We start from the raw sequence: 20,588 nt of genomic DNA on the forward strand, positions 1-20,588 counted from the left end.
TCAGCCAATCCTGCCGATAAAACTGCCCAGAGGCGGCAGCGCCACCGCGCTCTCCTCGACGACACCGGTAAGAATGCCGGCGGCGTCCACATCAAAGGCCGTTATCTCAGCCTCGCCGATCTCCGTGGGCAGCGCCCAGCCTGTCGCGTCGGCCGAGAAATTGAAAACACAAAGCAGCCTTTCGCCGTCGCGCTCGCGGAGGAAAGCGAGCACATCGCCTTCGGCATCGAGAAAGCGGATCGAGCCCTGGACCAGTGCCGGATGGTCCTTGCGCAGGGCGAGGATCGACCGATAGGCGGCAAGCACCGATCGCTCCTCGCCATTCTCGACGTCGACCGCCCGCACGCGGTGCGCCTGCGGCACCGGCAGCCAGGGCTTTCCCGTCGAGAAACCGGCATTCTCGGCGCCAGCCTCCCAGACCATCGGCGTGCGGCAGCCGTCTCTGCCCTTCACGCCCGGCCAGAAGCGGATGCCGACCGGATCGCGCAGATCCTCATAGGCCAGTTCCGCCTCCTCGAGGCCGAGTTCCTCGCCCTGATAGAGACAGATCGACCCGCGCAGGCATGACAGCAGCGCGATCGAGAACTTCGCCACCGCGTCCGGGCTCTCGCCGGGTCGTGTCCAGCGGCTGACATGGCGCACGACGTCATGGTTGGAGAAGGCCCAGCAGACCCAGCCGTCCGGGGCGGTCGTCTCGAACGCCTCCACGCAGCCGCGCACATGGGCGGCTGAAAATTGCGGGCCGAGCAGATCGAACGTGTAGCACATCTGCAATTTGTCGCCGCCTGAGACATAGGCGGCGAGCGTCTGCAGGGAACGCTCCTCGTCGCCCACCTCGCCGACCGCGGCGCGGCCCGGATATTCGTCAAGCAGCGCGCGAAAGCGTTTCAGGAAATCGAGGTTTTCAGGCCGCGTCTTGTCGAAGAGATGCTCCTGGAAGGCATAGGTGCTGGTGGCAGCATTGGTGCCGGCGACGCTCGAGGCCAGCGGCGGGTTGTCGCGCAGCCAGCGGTCTTGGACATAGTAGTTGACGGTATCCAGCCGGAAGCCGTCGACGCCGCGCTCGAGCCAGAAGCGCACGGTGTCGAGCAGCGCGTCCTGGACCTCAGGATTGTGGAAGTTCAAATCCGGCTGAGCGGCCAGGAAATTGTGCATGTAATATTGCCGGCGGGTGGCGTCCCACTCCCAGGACGGGCCGCCGAAGACGGACAGCCAGTTGTTGGGGGCATTGCCGTCCGCCTTGGCGTCGGCCCAGACATACCAGTCGGCCTTGGCGTTGTCGCGGCTGGCGCGGCTTTCGACGAACCATTCGTGCTTGTCGGAAGAATGCGAGATCACCTGGTCGATGATGAACTTCAGGCCGAGCCTATGCGCCTCGGCGACCAGCGCGTCGAAATCCTCCAGCGTGCCGAACATCGGATCGACGTCGCGATAGTCCGACACATCGTAGCCCATGTCGGCCATCGGCGACTTGAAGAAGGGCGAGAGCCAGACGGCATCGACACCCAGCGAGGCTATATGGGCGAGCCGCGCGGTGATGCCCTTCAAGTCACCGCTGCCGTCGCCGGTCGTGTCCTGGAAGGAGCGTGGATAGACCTGGTAGATGACGCAGCCGCGCCACCATTCGCTCCCTTGTCCGGAATTGTCGCCAGCCATCACGAGCCCTTCCTGTTGCCCGATCCAGCGGCACGCCGCTCGATCATGAAACCGACACTGCGGCCGGGCAGCGGCCGCGCAAGATCGACCGGCTGCGTCTCGACTGCCGGGAGCCACTCAAAACCTTCCCGCGCGGGCAAGGTGAAGACGCATTGCCGACGATCGCCATTGATCATGATGGCAAGGCGGCCGCCACCGCCATCGCCGAGCATCATCACGAGGCGATGGCGTCCAGGATCGTTCCAGTCGGCCTCGCCGAGCGGCGCGCCGGTCTCGGTCAGCCAGGCCACGTCGGGAATGTCCGACTCGTCGACGGGCTCGCCGGTCAGGAAGCGCGTATCCGCCAGCGCGGGAAAGGCCCGGCGCAGCGTGGCGAGCGACGATGTATATTGCTCGAGCGCGCCATCGCGGCCGGCCCAGTCCAGCCAGGTGATGGCGTTGTCCTGCGCATAGGCGTTGTTGTTGCCTTTCTGCGTGCGGCCGAACTCGTCGCCGGCGGTCAGCATGATGGTGCCGCGCGAGGCAAAAAGCGTCGCGAGCAGCGCGCACTGGTCGTTGAAGCGGGCCCTGGCGATTTCAGCATCGCCGGTCTCGCCCTCGGCGCCGTTGTTCCAGGACAGATTGTCGTTGTGGCCGTCGCGGTTCTGCTCGCCATTGACCTCGTTGTGCTTGCGCTCATAGGCGACGATGTCGGCCAAGGTCATACCGTCATGCGCGGCGATGAAATTGACCGTGCGGCTCGCCGGTTGGCCGTCCCTGCCGAAGACATCGGAGGAGCCGGCAAGCCGCGTCGCGAGCGAGCCGACCGCACCAGCGTCGCCGCGCCAGAAGCGCCTGACATCGTCGCGGTAGCGGTCGTTCCATTCGAGATATGGCGGGCGGAAATTGCCGAGCTGGTAGCCGTTCGGACCGATATCCCAGGGCTCGGCGATCAGCACGCGGTCGGCGAGCACGGCATCGCCGGCGATGGCCTGAAGCAGCGGCGCGTCCGGATCGAAGGCGCCATCGACACGTCCCAGCACCGGCGCCAGATCGAAGCGGAAGCCGTCGACGCCGGCGAAGCGGACGAAATGGCGGAGCGTGTCCAGCACCATCTCGCGCACGACCGGATGGTCGCAGGCGATCGTATTGCCGGTGCCGGTGTCGTTGACCAGCCTGCCGTCGGACTGGTGCCGGTAGTAAGCCTGCGCATCGAGGCCGCGCAGCGACAAAGTCGGCCCGAGCCGGTCGCTTTCGCCGCTATGGTTGAAGACGAGGTCGAGGATGGTGCCGATGCCGGCCTTGCGCAGCGCCGCGACGGTGTCGCGCAACTCCTTGAGGCCGCCGGGAGCGAGGCGCGGATCGAGCGCCATGAAGGTGACGGGATTGTAGCCCCAGGCGTTGCTCAGCCCCAGCGGCGGCAGATGCCGCTCGTCGATCGACGCGGTGACCGGCATCAGTTCGACGGCCGACACGCCGAGACGCTTCAGGTGCTCGACGACAGCCGGATGGGCGAGCGCCGCGACGGTGCCGCGCTCAGCTTCCGGCACGTCCGGATGCAGCCTGGTGAAGGAGCGGACATTGAGCTCGTAGATCAAGCCGCCGGGCCGGAACAGTGGCGGCTGGGGCGGAACCGGCTTGGACAGGGATCGCGCGACCGCCTTCGGCATCAGCGAGGCGGTGTCGGAGCCTTCGTTGCGTTTGGCGGCAAGTCGCCAATGATATTGGTATAGACGGTCGAGCTCGATGGCATAGGGATCGGTGAGAAGCTTGTTCGGGTCGAACCAGAGGCCGCGCTCCGGCGCATAGTCGCCGTCGGCGCGAAAGCCATAGCGGGTGCCATCGGCAAAGCCGGGGACAAGGAGCGCGTGCACGCCCTCGCCTTGCGGGCTCAGCTCCTGCCGGTCGAGTTCGCGCGCGCCGGTATCGTCGAAGATCGAGACCCACAGACGCCGGGCCGATGAGGACCAGACGGCGAAGCGGATGCCTTCGGGGGTGATGGCGGCGCCGAGGGTCATGCGGGCTCCCCCTTCTCCCCTTGTGGGAGAAGGTGTCGCCGAAGGCGACGGATGAGGGGTGCTCCAGCTTGGCGATGCCGGCGATCCGGCCAACACCCCTCATCCGTCTCGGCGCTGCGCGCCGATCCACCTTCCCCCACAAGGGGGGAAGGAAAGGCGCGCGCCACCACCCTCAAGTAATCACGCTCGGCTTGTTGCGGCCGGTGTGGCTCTTGATGCCAGCGATGTCGTCAGCGGCGGCGATGAGATCGGCGAGTGCTTCCTGGGTGTCGAGATCGTGCCTTGCCTTGTCCGGCTCGTAGCGCTCGATATAGACGCGCAGCGTCGCTCCCGAGGTGCCGGTGCCGGAGAGGCGCAGCACGACGCGCGAGCCGCCCTCGAACAGTATCCGGATGCCCTGGTTCTTGCTCACCGAGCCGTCGACCGGATCGTGATAGGCAAAATCGTCGGCCTTGGCGATCTTCAGCCCACGCACGCTGGTGCCTGCCAGCGAGCCTAGCTTGGCGCGCAGCTCATCCACCAGCGCGTTGGCGCGGTCGCTCTCGACCTCCTCATAATCATGGCGCGAATAGTAGTTGCGGCCGTAGGTCGCCCAGTGCTTGGTGACGATGTCCTTGCAGCTCTCGCCGCGCGCGGCGAGGATGTTGAGCCACAGAAGCACCGCCCACAGCCCATCCTTCTCGCGCACATGGTTGGAGCCGGTGCCGGCGCTTTCCTCGCCGCAGATCGTCGCCATGCCAGCGTCGAGCAGATTGCCGAAGAACTTCCAGCCGGTCGGAGTCTCGTAGATGCCGATGCCGAGCTTCTCGGCGACGCGGTCGGCAGCCCCGCTGGTCGGCATCGAGCGGGCGATGCCCTTCAGGCCGTCCTTGTAGCCCGGCGCCAGCTTGGCATTGGCGGCAAGCATCGCCACCGAATCCGACGGGGTGACAAAGATGCCTCTGCCGATGATCAGATTGCGGTCGCCGTCGCCATCCGAAGCCGCGCCGAAATCCGGTGCGTCCGGGCCCATCATCTCGTCATAGAGATGCTTGGCGTGCACCAGGTTCGGATCCGGGTGGTGGCCGCCGAAATCCGGCAGCGGCTTGAAGTTGCGGCAGGTGCCGTCCGGCGCGCCGAGCCGGCGTTCAAGGATCTCCTTGGCGTAGGGACCGGTCACCGCGTGCATGGCGTCGAAGCGCATGCGGAAGCCCGACTTGAAGAGCTTACGCAGCGCCTCGAAATCGAACAGGCTTTCCATCAATTCGGCATAGTCCTTGACCGGATCGAAGATCTCGACCGTCATGTCGCCCGCCTTGACGGTGCCGATGGTGTCGATGTCGATCTCGCCGATGTCGGCGATCTTGAAGCTCTTGATCTCCTTCGACTTGGCAAAGATCGCATCGGTGATCTTTTCGGGCGCCGGGCCGCCATTGCCGGCATTGTACTTGATGCCGAAATCCTCATGCGGGCCGCCGGGATTGTGGCTGGCCGACAGGATGATGCCGCCGAAAGTCTTGTATTTGCGGATGATGTTGGAGGCGGCGGGCGTCGAGAGAATCCCGCCCTGCCCGACCATCACCTTGCCGAAGCCGTTGCCGGCGGCAATCGCGATGGCCTTCTGGATGACCTCGCGGTTGTAGAAGCGGCCATCGCCGCCGATCACCAGCGTCTTTCCTTCAAAACCGTCGAGCGCATCGAAGATCGACTGGATGAAGTTCTCGGCATAGTGCTCCTGCTGGAACACGGGCACCTTCTTGCGCAGACCGGAGGTGCCGGGCTTCTGGTCGGTATAGGGTTTGGTGGGGATGGTTTTGATCATGCCTCAGGCAGCCCTTTTCGAAAGCAGCAAGCGATAGAGTTCAACGTATTTTTCGGCGCTCTTGTCCCAGGAGACATCGGCCTTCATGCCCTGGCGCTGGATCGAGGCCCAGACCGCCGGCCTGGCGTGAACCTCGACCAGACGCTGGATGGCATGCAGCATCGCGCCGCCATTGTTGGGCGCAAACTGGAAGCCGGTGGCGACACCGGCCGACAACGCCGCTTCATTGGCGTCGATGATGGTATCAGCCAGGCCGCCTGTCCTGGCGACGACCGGCACGCAGCCATAGCGCAGGCCGTAAAGCTGGGTCAGTCCGCAGGGCTCGAAGCGGGACGGGATGATGATGGCGTCGCAGCCGCCCTGCATGGTGTGCGAAAGGCCTTCGTCATAGCCGACGACGACGCCGACGCGGCCGCGATGCCGCGCCGCGGCAGCAAGCAGCGTGCCTTCGAGGCCGGCGTCGCCCGAGCCAAGGATGGCGAGGCGCGCGCCGGCGGCGACGATGCCGTCGACGACCGCGGCCAGGATGTCCATGCCCTTCTGCCAGGTCAGCCGGCTGATGACGCAGACGATCGGGCTGCCGTCCGCCTCGAGGCCGAAGCGCTCTTCGACCGCCTTGCGGTTCTTGGCCCTTGCTGGAAGCGTTTCGGCTGAATAATTGGCGACCAGATGCTTGTCGGTCTGAGGATTCCAGATGTCGACATCGATGCCGTTGACGATGCCGTAGAGGTCGCTGGCGCGCATGTTGATCAGCCCGTCGAGGCCCATGCCGAATTCCGGCGAGCGTATCTCCTGCGCATAGGTCGGGCTCACCGTGGTGATCGCCCAGGCCGCCTGCAGGCCGGCCTTGAGAAAGCCGACGCCGCCATAATATTCGACGCCGTCGAGCTGCATCGCCACGCCCGGCAGGCCGAGCTCGCCGAAGATGGCGGCGCCGAACTGACCCTGGAAAGCAAGGTTGTGCACGGTGATCAGCGATGGCACGCCGACCGCCTTGCCGTAGCGCATATAGGCAAGCGTCATCGCCGACTGCCAGTCATGGGCATGCACGATGTCGGGCTGGTAGCCGGAGATGGCGCCGCCCGCTATGTCGCCGCCGGCCTGGCTGAGCGCCGCGAAGCGCCGCCAATTGTCCGGCCAATCGGCGCCGGAGGCGGTGCCGTAAGGACCGCCCTGGCGATCGAAGAGATGCGGCGCGTCCAAAACGAAGAGATCGAGGTCGCCGATCTTGACGGCATGGATCGCAGCCTTGCCGCCTTGCAGCAGCGGGTACTGGTAGACGGGTTTCTTCTTGGCGAAAGCCGCCATCACCACGGGATAGCCGGGGACCAGCGTGCGCATCGCCACGCCCTTCCCGGCCAGCGCGATCGGCAGCGCGCCGGTGACGTCGGCAAGCCCGCCGGTCTTGATCAGCGGGAAGATTTCGGGCGTGACCGACAGAACCTGCATGCGCCTAACGATCCACTGCTAAAGTGACAGGTTGGTGATGCTTGCTGATCAAATTGACAGCTTGTTGATCAACCTTGTCAGGTCGACAACTTGGTGATCGACCTTATCAGGTCGACAGCTTGTTGATCATGTCCTGCGTGATCAGGCAGATGCCCTTTTCCGACACGCGAAAACGCTTGGCGTCGAGCGCCGGGTCCTCGCCCACCACCAGCCCTTCCGGAATGTGGACGCCGTGGTCGATGACGACGCGCTTCAGCCGGGCGTTGCGGCCGACCTGGACGTCCGGCAGCATCACCACCTCCTCGAGCTTGGAATAGGAATTGATGCGGGCGCCGGTGAAAATCAGGCTGCGGCGCAGCGAGGCGCCGGAGACGATGCAGTCGCCCGACACCAGCGAGGAGATCGCCTCGCCGCGGCGGCCGTCCTCGTCATGCACGAACTTTGCCGGCGGCTTCAATTCGGCATAGGTCCAGATCGGCCAGTCGCGGTCGTAGAGGTCGAGCTCGGGTGTCACGTCGGTCAGGTCGATATTGGCCTCCCAATAGGCATCCACCGTTCCGACATCGCGCCAATAGGGCTCTGCCTCATGCGAGGAACGCACGCAGGATTTGGCGAAACGGTGAGCGATCGCCTTACCATGCTCGACGATATAAGGGATGATGTCCTTGCCGAAGTCGCGGCTGGAGCCGGGCTCGGCGGCGTCGCGGCGCAGCTGCTGCATCAGGAACTTGGTCTTGAAGACATAGATGCCCATCGAGGCCAGGGCGAATTCCGGCTTGTCGGGAATGCCAGGCGGATCGGCCGGCTTTTCGACGAAGGCGATGATGTTGTCCTTGGCATCGACATGCATGACGCCAAAGCCGGTCGCCTCCATGCGCGGCACTTCCAGACAGCCGACGGTGACGTCGGCGCCTGCGTCGACATGCTGGCGCAGCATCAGCTCGTAATCCATCTTGTAGATGTGGTCGCCGGCAAGGATGACCATGTATTCGGGGCCATAGGCCTCGATGATGTCGATGTTCTGGTAGACGGCGTCGGCCGTGCCTTCATACCACTGCGTTTCCGAGACGCGCTGCGATGCCGGCAGGATGTCGAAGCTTTCGTTTCGCTCGGGCCGCAGGAAGTTCCAGCCGCGCTGCAGGTGGCGGATCAGCGAATGCGCCTTGTACTGGGTGGCGACGCCGAGGCGGCGGATGCCGGAGTTCAGCGCATTGGAGAGCGCAAAGTCGATGATGCGCGTCTTGCCGCCGAAATAGACGGCTGGTTTGGCGCGCCGGTCGGTCAGTTCCTTGAGGCGGCTGCCGCGGCCGCCGGCCAGCACATAGGCCATGGCATCGCGTGCCAGCGGCTGGGTTCTTTTGATCTCTGCCATTTTGTTACCCTCCCAAACAAGCTGCCCGGATCGTTGCAAGAGCAGGAGACATCATCTGCTTCAATCCGCGACCAATTCCAGCATGATCGTCGACAGCGGTGGCAGAAGCATCGTCGCCGATACGCCGCCCCCTTCGCCGCTCGCCTCGACCATGCCGCCATTGCCCATGCCGGAGCCGCCATAGACCTCGGCATCCGTATTGATGATTTCGCGCCACTTTCCCGCCTTTGGCAGCGGCACGCGATAGTTCTCGCGCGGCACCGGCGTGAAATTGGAGATGACGGCGATCGGGTTGCCGTCCGGCGCGCTGCGCAGCCAGGCGAAAACCGAATTGTCGCGGTCGTCGACGATCAGCCAGGAGAAGCCTTCCGGCTCGCAGTCGCGCGCATGCAGCGCCGGGCGCGAGCGGTAGAGGTAGTTCAGGTCGCGCACCGTCTGCCAGACGCCGCGATGCGGCGCGAATTCGAGCAGGTTCCAGTCGAGCGCGCGTTCCTCGCTCCACTCGCGGCGCTGGGCGAATTCCTGGCCCATGAACAGGAGCTTCTTGCCGGGATAGCCCCACATGAAGGCGTAATAGGCGCGCAGCGTCGCGAACTTCTGCCAGTCGTCGCCGGCCATCTTGTGCAGCAGCGTGCCTTTGCCGTGCACGACCTCGTCATGCGAGAGCGGCAGCACGAAATTTTCCGAGAAAGCGTAGACCAGGCCGAAGGTGATGTCGTTGTGATGGTGCTTGCGGAAGATCGGCTCCTTGGAGAGATACTCCAGCGTGTCGTGCATGAAGCCCATGTTCCACTTGAAGCCGAAGCCGAGCCCGCCTTCATGCACAGGGCGCGACACTTTCGGCCATGAGGTCGATTCCTCGGCGATCGTCATGACGCCGGGGTGGTGGCCGTAAAGCTCCTTGTTCATCTTCTGCAGGAAGCTGACGGCCTGCAGGTTCTCGCGCCCGCCCTTCTCGTTGGGGATCCACTCGCCGGCCTTGCGCGAATAATCGAGGTAGAGCATCGAGGCCACCGCGTCGACGCGCAGGCCGTCGACATGGTATTTCTCCGCCCAGAACAGCGCGTTGTTGACGAGGAACGACACCACCTCGCGGCGGCCGAAATTGTAGATCGCGGTGTTCCAGTCCGGGTGAAAACCCTGGCGAGGGTCGGCATGCTCGTAGAGCGCGGTGCCGTCGAACTTCACCAGCCCATGCTCGTCGATAGGGAAATGCGCGGGCACCCAGTCGAGGATGACGCCGATGCCGGCGCGATGCGCGCCGTCGACGAAACGGGCGAAGCCGTCGGGGTCGCCGAAACGGGCGGTCGGCGCATAGAGGCCGGTGGTCTGGTAACCCCAGGACGGATCGTAAGGGTGCTCCGAGATCGGCAGGAACTCGATATGGGTGAAGCCGGTGTCGACCACGTAGGGGATCAGCCGCGCCGCAAGCTCGTCCCAGGAGAGGAACGTGCCGTCGTCGCGGCGCTGCCAGGAGCCGGCATGGACCTCGTAGATCGAGATCGCCTCGCGCCGGGGATCGGCTTTCTGCCAATAACCGCGATGTGCCTCGTCGCCCCATCGATGCGCCATCGGCGGTGCCGTCACGGAAGCGGTCGCGGGACGCAGCTCCGACTCGAAGGCGAACGGGTCGGCCTTCAGCGGCAGGCGCACGCCGTCCGGTCCTATGATCTCGAATTTGTAGGGCTGGCCCGCGCCGAGATCGGGAATGAACAATTCCCAGATGCCGGTGTCCTTGCGGTCACGCATGGTGTGGCGGCGGCCGTCCCAGTCGTTGAAGGCGCCGACCACAGAGACGCGCCTGGCATTGGGCGCCCAGACCGCGAAATGCACCCCGGTGGCGCCTTCATGATCGATGATGTGGGCGCCGAGCTTGTCGAAGAGCCTTAAATGCGAGCCCTCGGCCATATAGTAATCGTCCATCGGGCCGAGCACCGGACCGAAGGAATAGGGGTCGGTCAGCCACCATTCGCCACCGGCATTTTTGGCTCGATAGCGCAATGGCTGGCGCTTGCGGATCGAGACCTTGCCCTCGAAGAAGCCGGCGTCGTCGCGGCGGGAGAGCTCGCCCGCCTCCTTGCCGGTCAGTGTATAGGCGGTGACGAATTCGGCGTTGGGCACGAAGCAGCGCGCGACGAAGCCCTTGCCGGCCTCCTGCACGCCCAGGACCGCGAAAGGATCGCCATGCGTTCCGGCGACAATCGCCGCGACATCACCGGCTGGCGCCAGTCCATCCGGCCCGCTTGTCGCAGCGGTCGCGCGCGGCTTCCTCATCAAGCGGGTTGCCCTCCCCGGGCACCTTGTTCCGGCGCATGCCTTGCTCCGGCATGCGCTGCTCCTTGTCTTGGTGCATGTCGTGGCCCCAAACCGCTACGCACTTTTGGGCGACATGCACTAATCTTTGTTTTGGTGCATGCCGTGATCCCAAAACCGCTACGCACTTTTGGGCGACATGCACCGGGGCCACATTCTTTGTGGCTTATGCAATCATATCAGACGGGCACGTTCCAGATGTCTTTCGCATATTGACGGATCGTGCGATCGGATGAGAACCAGCCGACGCGAGCGACGTTGTGGATGGCGCGGGCGTACCAGTCGGGGCTGTTGCGCCACACGGCGTCGACCTCGCGCTGGCAGGCGGCGTAGGAATCGAAATCGGCGGCCACCATGAACCAGTCGCTCTGGTAAAGGCCGTTCATCAGGTCGCGATAGCGGCCCGGATCGTCGGGCGAGAAGACGCCGGAGGATATGGCCGACACCGCCTGCGACAGCTCCGGAGAGGCCTCGATCACGCCGCGCGGATTGTAGCCATTGTTGCGCCGCTCGGCGACCTCAGCCGTGGTGAGGCCGAAGATGAAGATGTTGTCGTCGCCGACATGCTCCTTGATCTCGACATTGGCGCCATCGAGCGTGCCGATGGTGAGCGCGCCGTTCAGAGCGAATTTCATGTTGCCGGTGCCCGACGCCTCCATGCCGGCGGTCGAGATCTGCTCGGAGAGGTCGGCGGCGGGCATCATCACTTCGGCCAGGCTGACATTGTAGTTCGGCACGAACACGACTTTCAGCAGGCCGCGCACCGACGGATCGCCGTTGATGACTTTCGCGACGTCGTTGGCCAGTTTGATGATCAGCTTGGCGTTGTGATAGCTGGGCGCCGCCTTGCCGCCGAAGAATTTCACGCGCGGCATCCAATCCCGCTCGGGATGCGAGCGGATCTGGTCGTAAAAAGCGATCGCCTCGAGGATGTTGAGCAGCTGGCGCTTGTATTCGTGGATGCGCTTGACCTGGATGTCGAACAGCGCCGACGGGTCGAGCCTGATGCCGAGACGGTCGGCGACGAGGTTGGCGAGGCGGGCCTTGTTTTGCCGCTTCACGCCGGCGAACTTTTCTCGGAAAGCCGCGTCATCGGCGAGCGGCTCGAGATCCTTGATCGCCTCGATGTCGTCCATGAAGCGGTCGCCGATCGCCTCGCGGGCAAGCGCAGTCAGGCCGGGATTGCACTGGATCAGCCAGCGCCTCGGCGTGATGCCGTTGGTCTTGTTGTTGATGCGGTCGGGATAGAGCTTGTGGAGATCGGCGAACACCGTCTCCTTCATCAGCTCGGTGTGGAGGGCCGAGACACCGTTGATCGAATGCGAGCCGACAAAGGCCAGATTGCCCATGCGCACCCGGCGGTCGCCATTTTCCTGGATCAGCGAGATGCGGGCGATCTGATCGCCCGAGAACTGGTTGGTGGCGCGGGCCTCGAGCAGCACCTGCGCATTGATGGCGTAGACGATCTGCATGTGGCGCGGCAGCAAGCGCTCGAACAGCGGCACAGGCCAGCTTTCCAGCGCCTCGGGCAACAGCGTGTGGTTGGTATAGCCGAAAGTGCGCCTGGTGATGTCCCAGGCCTGGTCGAAGTCCATGCCGTGAACGTCCATCAGGAGCCGCATCAGCTCCGGCACGGCGACCGCTGGATGGGTGTCGTTCAAGTGGATCGCCGCCTTGTCGGGCAGCGATTTCAGGTCGCCATACTGGCTCAAATGACGCTGGACGATGTCCTGCAGCGAGGCGGTCGAGAAGAAATACTCCTGCCGCAGCCTCAGCTCCTGGCCGGCCATGTGGGAATCGGCCGGGTAGAGCACGCGCGACAGCGCGTCGGCCTTGTTGCTTTCGGCCAGCGCGCCGATGTGGTCGCCGGCATTGAACTTGTCGAGCAGGATCGGGTCGATCGGCATGCCGGACCAGAGCCTCAGCGTGTTGACGCGCCTGGCGCGCCAGCCGGCCACCGGCGTGTCGTAGGCGACGGCAAGGACATGCTCGGTCGGCTTCCAGACATGGCGTTCGAGCCGGCCGTCCTTGGAGGTGATCGATTCCACCGAGCCGCCGAAGCCGACCTCGAAGGAGCGCTCGCGCCGCTCGAATTCCCAGGGATTGCCGTGATCGAGCCAAGTCTCGGGCAGCTCGACCTGCCAGCCACCCTGGATTTCCTGGCGGAACATGCCGTTGGCGTAGCGGATGCCGTAGCCATGGGCCGGGATGTCGACGGTCGCCATGCTTTCCATGAAGCAGGCGGCGAGACGCCCGAGGCCGCCATTTCCGAGCGCGGCGTCCGGTTCGAGGCCGGCGATCAGGTCGAGATCGACGCCGAGCGAGGACAGCGCCTCGCGCATGTTCTCCATCAGGCCGAGATTGGAGAAGGCGTCGCGCATGAGGCGCCCGATCAGGAATTCCAGCGAAAGGTAATAGACGCGCTTTTCCTGCTGGTCGTAGGCTTCCTTCGTCGCCTGGATCCAGTGGTCGACGATGCGGTCGCGCACCACCTTGATCGAGGCTGTCAGCCAGTCATAGGGCGTGGCGACGGTGGTGTCCTTGCCGACCCGGTATTTGAGCGACATCAAGACCTCTTCGGCGAGCGTCTTGGGGTCCGGATTGTCGAGGACGGGAACTTCGATCGTCATGGCGGATGTCATTTCGCCTCTCGTTCAACTGGCCTGATCATAGCGGCTTTCACCGTTCCTCCCAGTCCATCTTAGTGCGTTGCAGCATAGATTCAATCGATTTAAGCAAGCCGCGCTCCGCATCCGCGCGACAATGCGGGGCGATCAGACCTCCAACACCTCCGGTGGAGCCTTGGCACCGGTCATGAAGGCGACGGCATCGGACATCGTATACTGCTTGGGATCGATGACGGCGAGGCGACGGCCCAGGCGATGGATGTGGATGCGATCGGCCACCTCGAAGACATGCGGCATGTTGTGCGAGATGAGCACGATCGGCAGCCCGCGCTTTTTCACATCGAGCATCAGCTCCAGCACACGGCGGCTTTCCTTGACGCCGAGCGCAGCGGTCGGTTCGTCCATGATGACGACGCGGCTGCCGAAGGCGGCGGCACGCGCCACCGCGACACCCTGGCGCTGGCCGCCCGACAGCGTTTCGACCGACTGGTTGATATTCTGGATGGTCATCAGCCCGAGCTCTGACAGTTTCTCGCGGGCTATGCGCGCCATGGCCGAGCGGTCGAGCCGGCGCAGCCATTGCCCGGCAAAGCCGGGTTTGCGCAGCTCGCGGCCGAGGAACATGTTGTCGGCGATCGACAGCGCCGGCGACAGAGCCAGGTTCTGGTAGACGGTCTCGATGCCGGCCATGCGCGCCTCGATCGGCGAGCGGAAATGCACGGGGCTGCCGTTGAGCTCGATCGTGCCGGAGTCCGGGATGACCGCGCCGCACAGCGCCTTGACCAGCGTCGACTTGCCGGCGCCGTTGTCGCCGATGACGGCAAGGATCTCGCCCGGCATCAGGTCGAAATCGGCATTGTCGAGCGCGACCACTCTGCCGTAGCGCTTGTTGAGGCCTTTGCCTTGAAGAATGGGCTGCGTGCTCATGCCGAAATCTTCCTGATCCACTGATCGATGGTGACGGCGAGGATGATGAGGATGCCGACGGTGAACTCCTGCCAGAGCGAGTCGACGCCGGCGAGCGCGAGACCATTGCGGAAGACGCCGACGATCAGCGCGCCGAACAGCGTGCCGACCAGCGAGCCGCGGCCGCCGAACAGCGAGGTGCCGCCGATCACCACGGCGGTGATGGCATCGAGGTTGGCGGTCTGGTTGCCGAGCGGGCTCGCCGCACCGATGCGGCCGATCAGCGCCCAGGCGGCGACGGCGCAGATGAAGCCGGCCAGCGTGTAGACCGCAATGAAGACGCCGCGCGTGTTGATGCCGGCCAGCCGAGCGGCTTCGTCGTCGTCACCGGTCGCGTAGACATGCCGGCCGAAGGCGGTGCGGTTCAGCACATACCAGATGATCAGCGCCGTCAGGATCATGGCGATGGCGCCGTAGGTCAGCACCGCGCCGCCACCCAGTCTGATCGTATGGCCAAGCCATTGCAGCAGCGGTCCCGCCGCCTCGATGTCCTGGGCGCGCACGGTCTCGGAATGCGAGACATAGATGACCATCGCGCCGTAGACGCTCCAGGTGCCGAGCGTGACGATGAAGGGCGGCAGCTTGATCACCGCCACCAGAACGCCGTTGATCAGGCCACAGACAAGGCCGGTGAGCAGGCCCAGCACGAAGCTCAGTTCGACCGGCACGCCGTAAGTGACGGTCAGCCTGCCCATGACGATGGACGACAGCACCATCATGGCGCCGACCGAAAGATCGATGCCGGCCGTGAGGATTACCAGCGTCTGGGCGATGCCCAGAAAGGCGATGATGGTGACCTGCTGCAGCACCAGCGAAAGATTGAACGGCGCAAAGAACCGCCCGCCTGCCGCGATCGAGAAAATCAAAACGCCGATGACCAGGACAATGAACGGGACGGCCGTGGGGTATTCATGCAGGAAGCGCTGCAGGGTTTTGAGAAATGAACCCCGGTCCTCATCAAAGCTTGCCACGGACTGGTCGTGGCCGTGAAGGCCGCGCTCGGCCGAGACCGAGCCGGTTGCGTCGTCGCTCATTTTATCCCCTCCCAGGATCCCGTGTTTCGGGAAAGGGCGGCCGGAGCCGCCCTTTCAGCGAGTTTAATCCGTTGTCGTGGGTATTAGGAAGGCATCAGCCCCAGCAAAGTTCCGCGCCCTTCTTGCTGTCGATCGACTCGACGCCCTTGACGGGCTTGTCGGTGATCAGCGTCGCGCCGGTGTCGAAGAACTCCTTGCCGGGGGTCGGCTTCGGCTTCTCGCCGGTCTTGGCGAACTTCTCGATCGCCTCCATGGCCATGGCGGCCATCTTCAGCGGATATTGCTGCGAGGTCGCGCCGATGACGCCGGCCGCGACGTTCTTGACACCCGGGCAACCGCCGTCGATCGAAACCACCAGCACCGAGCCGTCATCCTTGCCGGCCGCCTTGAGCGCCTGATAGCCGCCGGCCGCCGCCGGCTCGTTGATCGTGTACATGACGTTCACGTCCGGGCATTTCTGCAGCAGCGTTTCCATGGCGGTACGGCCGCCATCCTCGGCGCCGCCGGTCATCTCATGGCCGCAGATGCGCTTGTCGTCCTCGTCGCCGTATTTCTTCGGATCCTTGATGTCGATGCCGAAGCCCTTCATGAAGCCTTGGTCGCGCAGATAGTCGACCGTCGGCTGGTTGGTGGCGAGATCGAGGAAGGCGATCTTGGCGCTCGAGGCCTTGTCGCCCAGCGTGCCCTTGGCCCACTCGCCGATCAACTCGCCGGCCTTGAAATTGTCGGTGGCGAAAGTGGCATCCGCGGCACTGATCGGATCGAGCGGCGTGTCGAGCACGATGACCAGAAGGCCGGCGTCGCGCGCCTTCTTGATGGTCGGCACAATGGCGCTGGAATCGCTCGGCACGATGGCGAAGCCCTTGGCGCCGGCCGAGATCAGGTTCTCGATGGCCGCGACCTGGCTGTCATTGTCGCCGTCAAACTTGCCGGCAAAGGTCTGCAGCGTCAGGCCGAGCTCCTTGGCCTTGGCCTGCGCGCCCTCGCGCATCTTGACGAAGAACGGATTGCCTTCGGTCTTGGTGATCAGGCCGACGATGTCGGCGGCATACGAGGCCGTGGCCATCGCGCCGTAAAAGGCGAGGCCGGCGACGGCCGCCTTCAGGATAGTCCATTTACGCATGATTTCCTCCCAGTGAACCACTCCGGCGCCGGCCAACCGGCACCTGCGGAGCGCCCATCGAAGTTCTCCCAGCGTGGGCGCAATGTCAAAAAGACACCAGTCCGCAACGGCTGTCAATAAATAAATCACTCTTATTTATTATTGACACTCTTGCGCTGTTCACTCATTCTGAACGAAAAGCATCGAGGGGAAACAGACGGGAGGAACAGGGTGGAGACCGGCATTGCGAGGCACGGTTCGCCCGAGGCTTTGGAAAGCCGGCTGCATCGCGGCACCAACCAGAGCGGGATGCGCGACCATAATGAGCGGCTCGTGCTGTCCTTGGTGCGCCAGCATGGCAGCCTGGCCAAATCCGACATCGCGCGCATGACCGGGCTGTCGGCCCAGACGGTGTCGGTGATCATGCGCGAGCTCGAGGAAGACAAGCTGCTCCTGCGCCAGGCGCCGTTACGCGGCAAGATCGGCCAGCCTTCGATCCCGATGGCGCTCAACCCGGAAGGCGCCTTCTTCATCGGCCTCAAGATCGGCCGCCGCTCGGCCGAGCTCGTGCTGATCGATTTCCTCGGCAAGGTGCGCGCCATGCTGCAGCATTCCTATCGCTATCCCGCGCCGCGCGAGACCGTCGAGTTCGTCACTGCCGGCATCAAGGCGATGCGAAGCGAGCTTACGCCGGCTCAGGACAAGCGCATTGCCGGGCTCGGCATCGCCATGCCGTTCGAGCTGTGGAACTGGGCCGACACGGCCGGCGCGCCGCGCGAGATCATGGACGAATGGCGCCATCGCGACATCCGCGCCGACATCCAGGCGCAATGCGAGTTCCCCGTCTACCTGCAGAACGACGCGACCTCGGCCTGCGGCGCGGAGCTCGTCTTCGGGCGGGCGGGCGGAGCGCGCGATTTCGTCTATTTCTACATCGGCGCCTTTGCCGGCGGCGGCATCGTGCTCAATGGCCGCCTCTACAGCGGGCCGAAAGGTAATGCCGGCGCGCTGGGCTCGATGCCGGTGCCGGGGCCGGACGGCAAGCCGACGCAGCTCATCGATGTCGCCTCGATCGCGATGCTGGAACGGGCGCTCTCCGCCAAGGGCATCGACGGCTCCCGTCTTTGGACCTCGCCGCAGGAATGGGGCGAGATCGGCGCCGATCTCGACGAGTGGATCGCCAGCGCGTCGCGGGCGCTCGCCTATGCCATTGTCGCGGCCTCGTCGGTCATCGACTTCGAAGCGGCGGTCATCGACGGCTGGATGCCGCTCGACGTGCGGCGCCGGCTGGTCGATGCCGTGACGGAAGCGATTGCCACCATCGACGCCGAAGGGCTGAAGCTGCCTGTCGTTCGCGAGGGGACGGTCGGCATCCACGCACGCGCCATGGGCGGCGCCAGCCTGCCGCTCTCCGAGCGCTTCCTGATCGGACCGAACACGTCCGGGGGCGCCTGACATGCTGATCGGCATCCCGTCGCTGCTCGGGCCCCAGTTCCTGGCGACGCTCAGGGCAATGGGTCATGGCGACGAGATCGCGATCGTCGACGGCAATTATCCGGCCGAGGAACAGGCACGGCGGCTGATCCGGGCGGACGGCCACCCGATCATCCCCGTTCTTGATGCCGTGCTCAGCGTGCTGCCGGTGGACGAAGCGGTGCCGGAGGCACTGTTCCGGGCCTCGGTGCAGGGCGACCCTGCGCTCGCCGACCCCGTGCATCGCGAGATGGAAGCGGTTTGCGCCAGGCGCGCGCCGGGCCATAAGGTGATTGCGCTGGCCGGGCCCGACTTCTATGCACGCGTCAAGGCCGCGCACGCGATCGTGGCGACCAGCGAACCCAGGCTCTTTGCCAACATCATCATCCGCAAGGGCGTGATCCATCCGCCGGAGACCAAGACGACATGATCCTTTGCTGTGGCGAAGCCCTGATCGACATGCTGCCGCGCACGACCACGGAAGGCGAAGCGGCCTTCGCGCCCTATGTCGGCGGCGCGGTGTTCAACTCGGCGATAGCGCTCGGCCGGCTCGGCGCACCGGCCGGCTTCTTCTCCGGCCTTTCCTCCGACCTGTTCGGCGGGCAGTTCCGCGAGGCGCTGGGCGCCAGCAAGGTCAGCTCCACCTATGCGCACACCTCCCCTCGCCCGACGACGCTCGCCTTCGTGCGGCTCACCAACGGCCAGGCGACCTATACTTTCTATGACGAGAACACCGCCGGGCGCATGCTGACCGTCGAGGACCTGCCGAAGCTCGGCGCCGAGATCGAGGCGATGCTGTTCGGCGCGATCAGCCTGATCTCCGAGCCGGCCGGATCAGCCTATGAGGAATTCATGCGGCGCGAGCATGGGAGCCGGGTGATGATGCTCGATCCCAACATCCGGCCGAACTTCATCCCGGACAAGGCGAAGCATCTCAGACGCATCCGCGAAATGATGGCGATGGCCGACATCGTCAAACTCTCGGACGAGGATCTCAAATGGTTCGACGAGGCCGGCTCGCATGAGGACGTCGTGCGCAACTGGTTGGATCGCGGACCGAAGCTGATCGTCGTCACCCATGGCGGTGAAGGCGCCGTCGGCTACAGCAAGGCGCACAAGGTCACGGTCATGCCGCAGAAGGTGAAGGTGGTCGACACGGTCGGCGCCGGCGACACCTTCAATGCCGGCATCCTGGCTTCCCTGCATGAGCAAGGCCTGCTCACCAAGGCGGCGATCGGCGACCTTGCAGAAGAAGCGATCCGCAAGGCGCTGGAACTCGGCGCCAAGGCGGCGGCGGTGACGGTTTCACGGGCCGGGGCCAATCCGCCCTGGCGGCACGAAATCGCCTGACCCGGCGCGAAGACGGACGTGAGCCCGGCCTTCGGGGCCGATCACTTTATGTTTCCCATCGGTGGAACGACGCGATAAGAGAGGCAGGAAAACGCCTCTCAAAGCTCGGATTTCCGGCTTTTTCAGGCATTGCGCCGGCAAAATCGGTAACAGGCTGCAGCACATAAGCAATTTGCGCTGGCCGCCACCGGCTTTCTCAGCCGGTTCAAGTCTGTTACCAGCGAGCCGGTTTCACAGGCAGTTTCGAGGCCGACATGCAGTTCATCGATCTTGGCGCGCAGCGCGAACGTATCCGCGACCGGCTGAAGGCCGCGATAGACCGGGTCGTCGAGGACGGCCGCTACATCCTCGGCCCCCAGGTCACCGAATTCGAGAACAAGCTCGCGGCTTATGTCGGCGTCAAGCATGTGGTCGCCTGCGCCAACGGCACCGACGCGCTGCTCCTGCCGCTGTTTGCCGCCGGCATCGGCCCGGGCGATGCTGTGTTCGTGCCGAGCTTCACCTTCGCCGCGACGGCCGAGGTGGTGGCGTTGGCCAAGGCCGAGCCGGTCTTCGTCGACGTCGACCGCGATACCTACAACATCGACATCGCCAGCCTCGAGGCGGCGATCGAGATGATCAAGAAGGAAGGAAGGCTGAAGCCGAAGGCGATCATCCCGGTCGACCTGTTCGGCCTTGCCGCCGACTATGAGGCGATCATGGCGATCGCCAAGCGCGAGAACCTCCTGGTGATCGAGGACGCCGCGCAGTCGATGGGCGGTTCCGCCGACGCCAAGATGTGCGGCGCCTTCGGCCATGTCGGCTCGACCAGCTTTTATCCGGCGAAGCCCCTTGGCTGCTACGGCGACGGCGGCGCGATGTTCACCAATGATGGCGCGCTGGCCGACAAGCTTCGTTCCTTCGCCTTCCACGGCAAGGGCGAGACGCAGTATGACAATGTCCGCGTCGGCATCAATTCGCGCCTCGACACGCTGCAGGCGGCAATCCTGATCGAAAAGCTCGCCATCCTCGAAGAGGAGATGGTGGCACGCCAGGCAGTCGCCGACCGCTATGCCAAGGGCCTCGGCGACATCGTCAAGGCCTCGCGCAATCTTGGCCATGGCCGCTCGGCTTGGGCGCAGTATGCGATCGAGACGCCGAAGCGCGACGGGCTCAAGGCCCATCTTGGCGAAAAGGGCATCCCGTCGGTGATCTACTACGTGAAGCCGCTGCACGAGCAGGTCGCCTACAAGCACTATCCGCGCACGCCGACCGGCCTTGCCGTCTCGGAAGCGCTGCCGAAGCAGATCCTCTGCCTGCCGATGCACGCCTATTTGAGCGAGGCCGATCAGGACCGCATCATAGAGACGATCCGCAATTACATAGGGTCGAACTCGGCGCATGTGGCTGCGGCTTAGAGGCGCTTGATCTCCCCCTCTGAGGGGGAGATGGCCGGCAGGCCAGAGGGG

The 20,588-nt window shown here is 64.6% G+C and carries 14 protein-coding genes; 4 read left to right on the plus strand and 10 right to left on the minus strand.

Features of this window, described 5'->3' with window-relative positions; genetic code table 11:
• The 10 genes from bglA to RFM41_RS05195 all read right to left on the minus strand — a co-directional run bounded on the left by bglA (position 1) and on the right by RFM41_RS05195 (position 16,338).
• Entirely contained in the window at positions 1-1,656 is a 1,656-nt protein-coding gene (bglA, locus tag RFM41_RS05150) for a beta-galactosidase BglA (RefSeq protein WP_320246514.1), read from the minus strand.
• Entirely contained in the window at positions 1,656-3,653 is a 1,998-nt protein-coding gene (gene glgX, locus RFM41_RS05155; protein ID WP_320246513.1) for a glycogen debranching protein GlgX, read from the minus strand. Before glgX ends, bglA begins: the two co-directional genes overlap by 1 nt.
• A gap of 172 nt (positions 3,654-3,825) precedes the next feature.
• A complete protein-coding gene (locus tag RFM41_RS05160; RefSeq protein ID WP_320246512.1) occupies positions 3,826-5,454 on the minus strand; it encodes an alpha-D-glucose phosphate-specific phosphoglucomutase in 1,629 nt (542 codons plus the stop codon).
• A gap of 3 nt (positions 5,455-5,457) precedes the next feature.
• On the minus strand, positions 5,458-6,903 hold the full coding sequence (glgA, locus tag RFM41_RS05165; protein WP_320246511.1) for a glycogen synthase GlgA: 1,446 nt from the start codon (positions 6,901-6,903) through the stop codon (positions 5,458-5,460).
• A gap of 106 nt (positions 6,904-7,009) precedes the next feature.
• Complete coding sequence (glgC, locus tag RFM41_RS05170) at positions 7,010-8,275, minus strand: glucose-1-phosphate adenylyltransferase (RefSeq protein ID WP_320246510.1); 1,266 nt, start codon at positions 8,273-8,275, stop codon at positions 7,010-7,012.
• A gap of 60 nt (positions 8,276-8,335) precedes the next feature.
• Positions 8,336-10,549, minus strand: a complete 2,214-nt coding sequence (glgB, locus tag RFM41_RS05175; RefSeq protein ID WP_320246509.1) for a 1,4-alpha-glucan branching protein GlgB — start codon at positions 10,547-10,549, stop codon at positions 8,336-8,338.
• 218 nt (positions 10,550-10,767) lie between these two features.
• The gene (locus RFM41_RS05180) at positions 10,768-13,230 is read right to left on the minus strand and encodes a glycogen/starch/alpha-glucan phosphorylase (protein WP_320246508.1); all 2,463 of its coding nucleotides are present in this window, start codon (positions 13,228-13,230) and stop codon (positions 10,768-10,770) included.
• A 132-nt stretch (positions 13,231-13,362) separates the two neighbouring features.
• On the minus strand, positions 13,363-14,142 hold the full coding sequence (locus tag RFM41_RS05185; RefSeq protein ID WP_320246507.1) for an ATP-binding cassette domain-containing protein: 780 nt from the start codon (positions 14,140-14,142) through the stop codon (positions 13,363-13,365).
• A complete protein-coding gene (locus tag RFM41_RS05190; protein ID WP_320246506.1) occupies positions 14,139-15,215 on the minus strand; it encodes an ABC transporter permease in 1,077 nt (358 codons plus the stop codon). The genes RFM41_RS05185 and RFM41_RS05190 overlap by 4 nt, the downstream gene beginning before the upstream one ends.
• A gap of 94 nt (positions 15,216-15,309) precedes the next feature.
• A complete protein-coding gene (locus RFM41_RS05195; RefSeq protein ID WP_320246505.1) occupies positions 15,310-16,338 on the minus strand; it encodes a sugar ABC transporter substrate-binding protein in 1,029 nt (342 codons plus the stop codon).
• A gap of 210 nt (positions 16,339-16,548) precedes the next feature.
• Here RFM41_RS05195 and RFM41_RS05200 point away from each other — a divergent pair, with 210 nt between their 5' ends.
• From RFM41_RS05200 to RFM41_RS05215, 4 genes are all read left to right on the plus strand, one after another.
• Positions 16,549-17,772: an ROK family transcriptional regulator gene (locus RFM41_RS05200; RefSeq protein WP_320246504.1), complete on the plus strand. Its 1,224-nt coding sequence runs from the start codon at positions 16,549-16,551 to the stop codon at positions 17,770-17,772.
• Position 17,773: 1 nt separating this feature from the next.
• Positions 17,774-18,220, plus strand: a complete 447-nt coding sequence (locus RFM41_RS05205; RefSeq protein WP_320246503.1) for an RbsD/FucU family protein — start codon at positions 17,774-17,776, stop codon at positions 18,218-18,220.
• Complete coding sequence (locus RFM41_RS05210) at positions 18,217-19,140, plus strand: carbohydrate kinase family protein (protein ID WP_320246502.1); 924 nt, start codon at positions 18,217-18,219, stop codon at positions 19,138-19,140. Before RFM41_RS05205 ends, RFM41_RS05210 begins: the two co-directional genes overlap by 4 nt.
• Positions 19,141-19,394: 254 nt before the next feature.
• Complete coding sequence (locus RFM41_RS05215; protein ID WP_320246501.1) at positions 19,395-20,537, plus strand: DegT/DnrJ/EryC1/StrS family aminotransferase; 1,143 nt, start codon at positions 19,395-19,397, stop codon at positions 20,535-20,537.
• Positions 20,538-20,588: the final 51 nt, after the last annotated feature.

The sequence above is a fragment of the Mesorhizobium vachelliae genome (assembly GCF_033977325.1).
In the GTDB taxonomy this organism is placed as follows: Bacteria; Pseudomonadota; Alphaproteobacteria; order Rhizobiales; family Rhizobiaceae; genus Mesorhizobium; species Mesorhizobium vachelliae.

Coding starts and splice junctions, on each gene's coding strand:
- bglA (WP_320246514.1), bottom strand. CDS start 1,656: ATGGCTGGCGACAATTCCGGACAAGGGAGCGAATGGTGGCGCGGCTGC.
- glgX (WP_320246513.1), bottom strand. CDS start 3,653: ATGACCCTCGGCGCCGCCATCACCCCCGAAGGCATCCGCTTCGCCGTC.
- RFM41_RS05160 (WP_320246512.1), bottom strand. CDS start 5,454: ATGATCAAAACCATCCCCACCAAACCCTATACCGACCAGAAGCCCGGC.
- glgA (WP_320246511.1), bottom strand. CDS start 6,903: ATGCAGGTTCTGTCGGTCACGCCCGAAATCTTCCCGCTGATCAAGACC.
- glgC (WP_320246510.1), bottom strand. CDS start 8,275: ATGGCAGAGATCAAAAGAACCCAGCCGCTGGCACGCGATGCCATGGCC.
- glgB (WP_320246509.1), bottom strand. CDS start 10,549: ATGAGGAAGCCGCGCGCGACCGCTGCGACAAGCGGGCCGGATGGACTG.
- RFM41_RS05180 (WP_320246508.1), bottom strand. CDS start 13,230: ATGACATCCGCCATGACGATCGAAGTTCCCGTCCTCGACAATCCGGAC.
- RFM41_RS05185 (WP_320246507.1), bottom strand. CDS start 14,142: ATGAGCACGCAGCCCATTCTTCAAGGCAAAGGCCTCAACAAGCGCTAC.
- RFM41_RS05190 (WP_320246506.1), bottom strand. CDS start 15,215: ATGAGCGACGACGCAACCGGCTCGGTCTCGGCCGAGCGCGGCCTTCAC.
- RFM41_RS05195 (WP_320246505.1), bottom strand. CDS start 16,338: ATGCGTAAATGGACTATCCTGAAGGCGGCCGTCGCCGGCCTCGCCTTT.
- RFM41_RS05205 (WP_320246503.1), top strand. CDS start 17,774: ATGCTGATCGGCATCCCGTCGCTGCTCGGGCCCCAGTTCCTGGCGACG.
- RFM41_RS05210 (WP_320246502.1), top strand. CDS start 18,217: ATGATCCTTTGCTGTGGCGAAGCCCTGATCGACATGCTGCCGCGCACG.
- RFM41_RS05215 (WP_320246501.1), top strand. CDS start 19,395: ATGCAGTTCATCGATCTTGGCGCGCAGCGCGAACGTATCCGCGACCGG.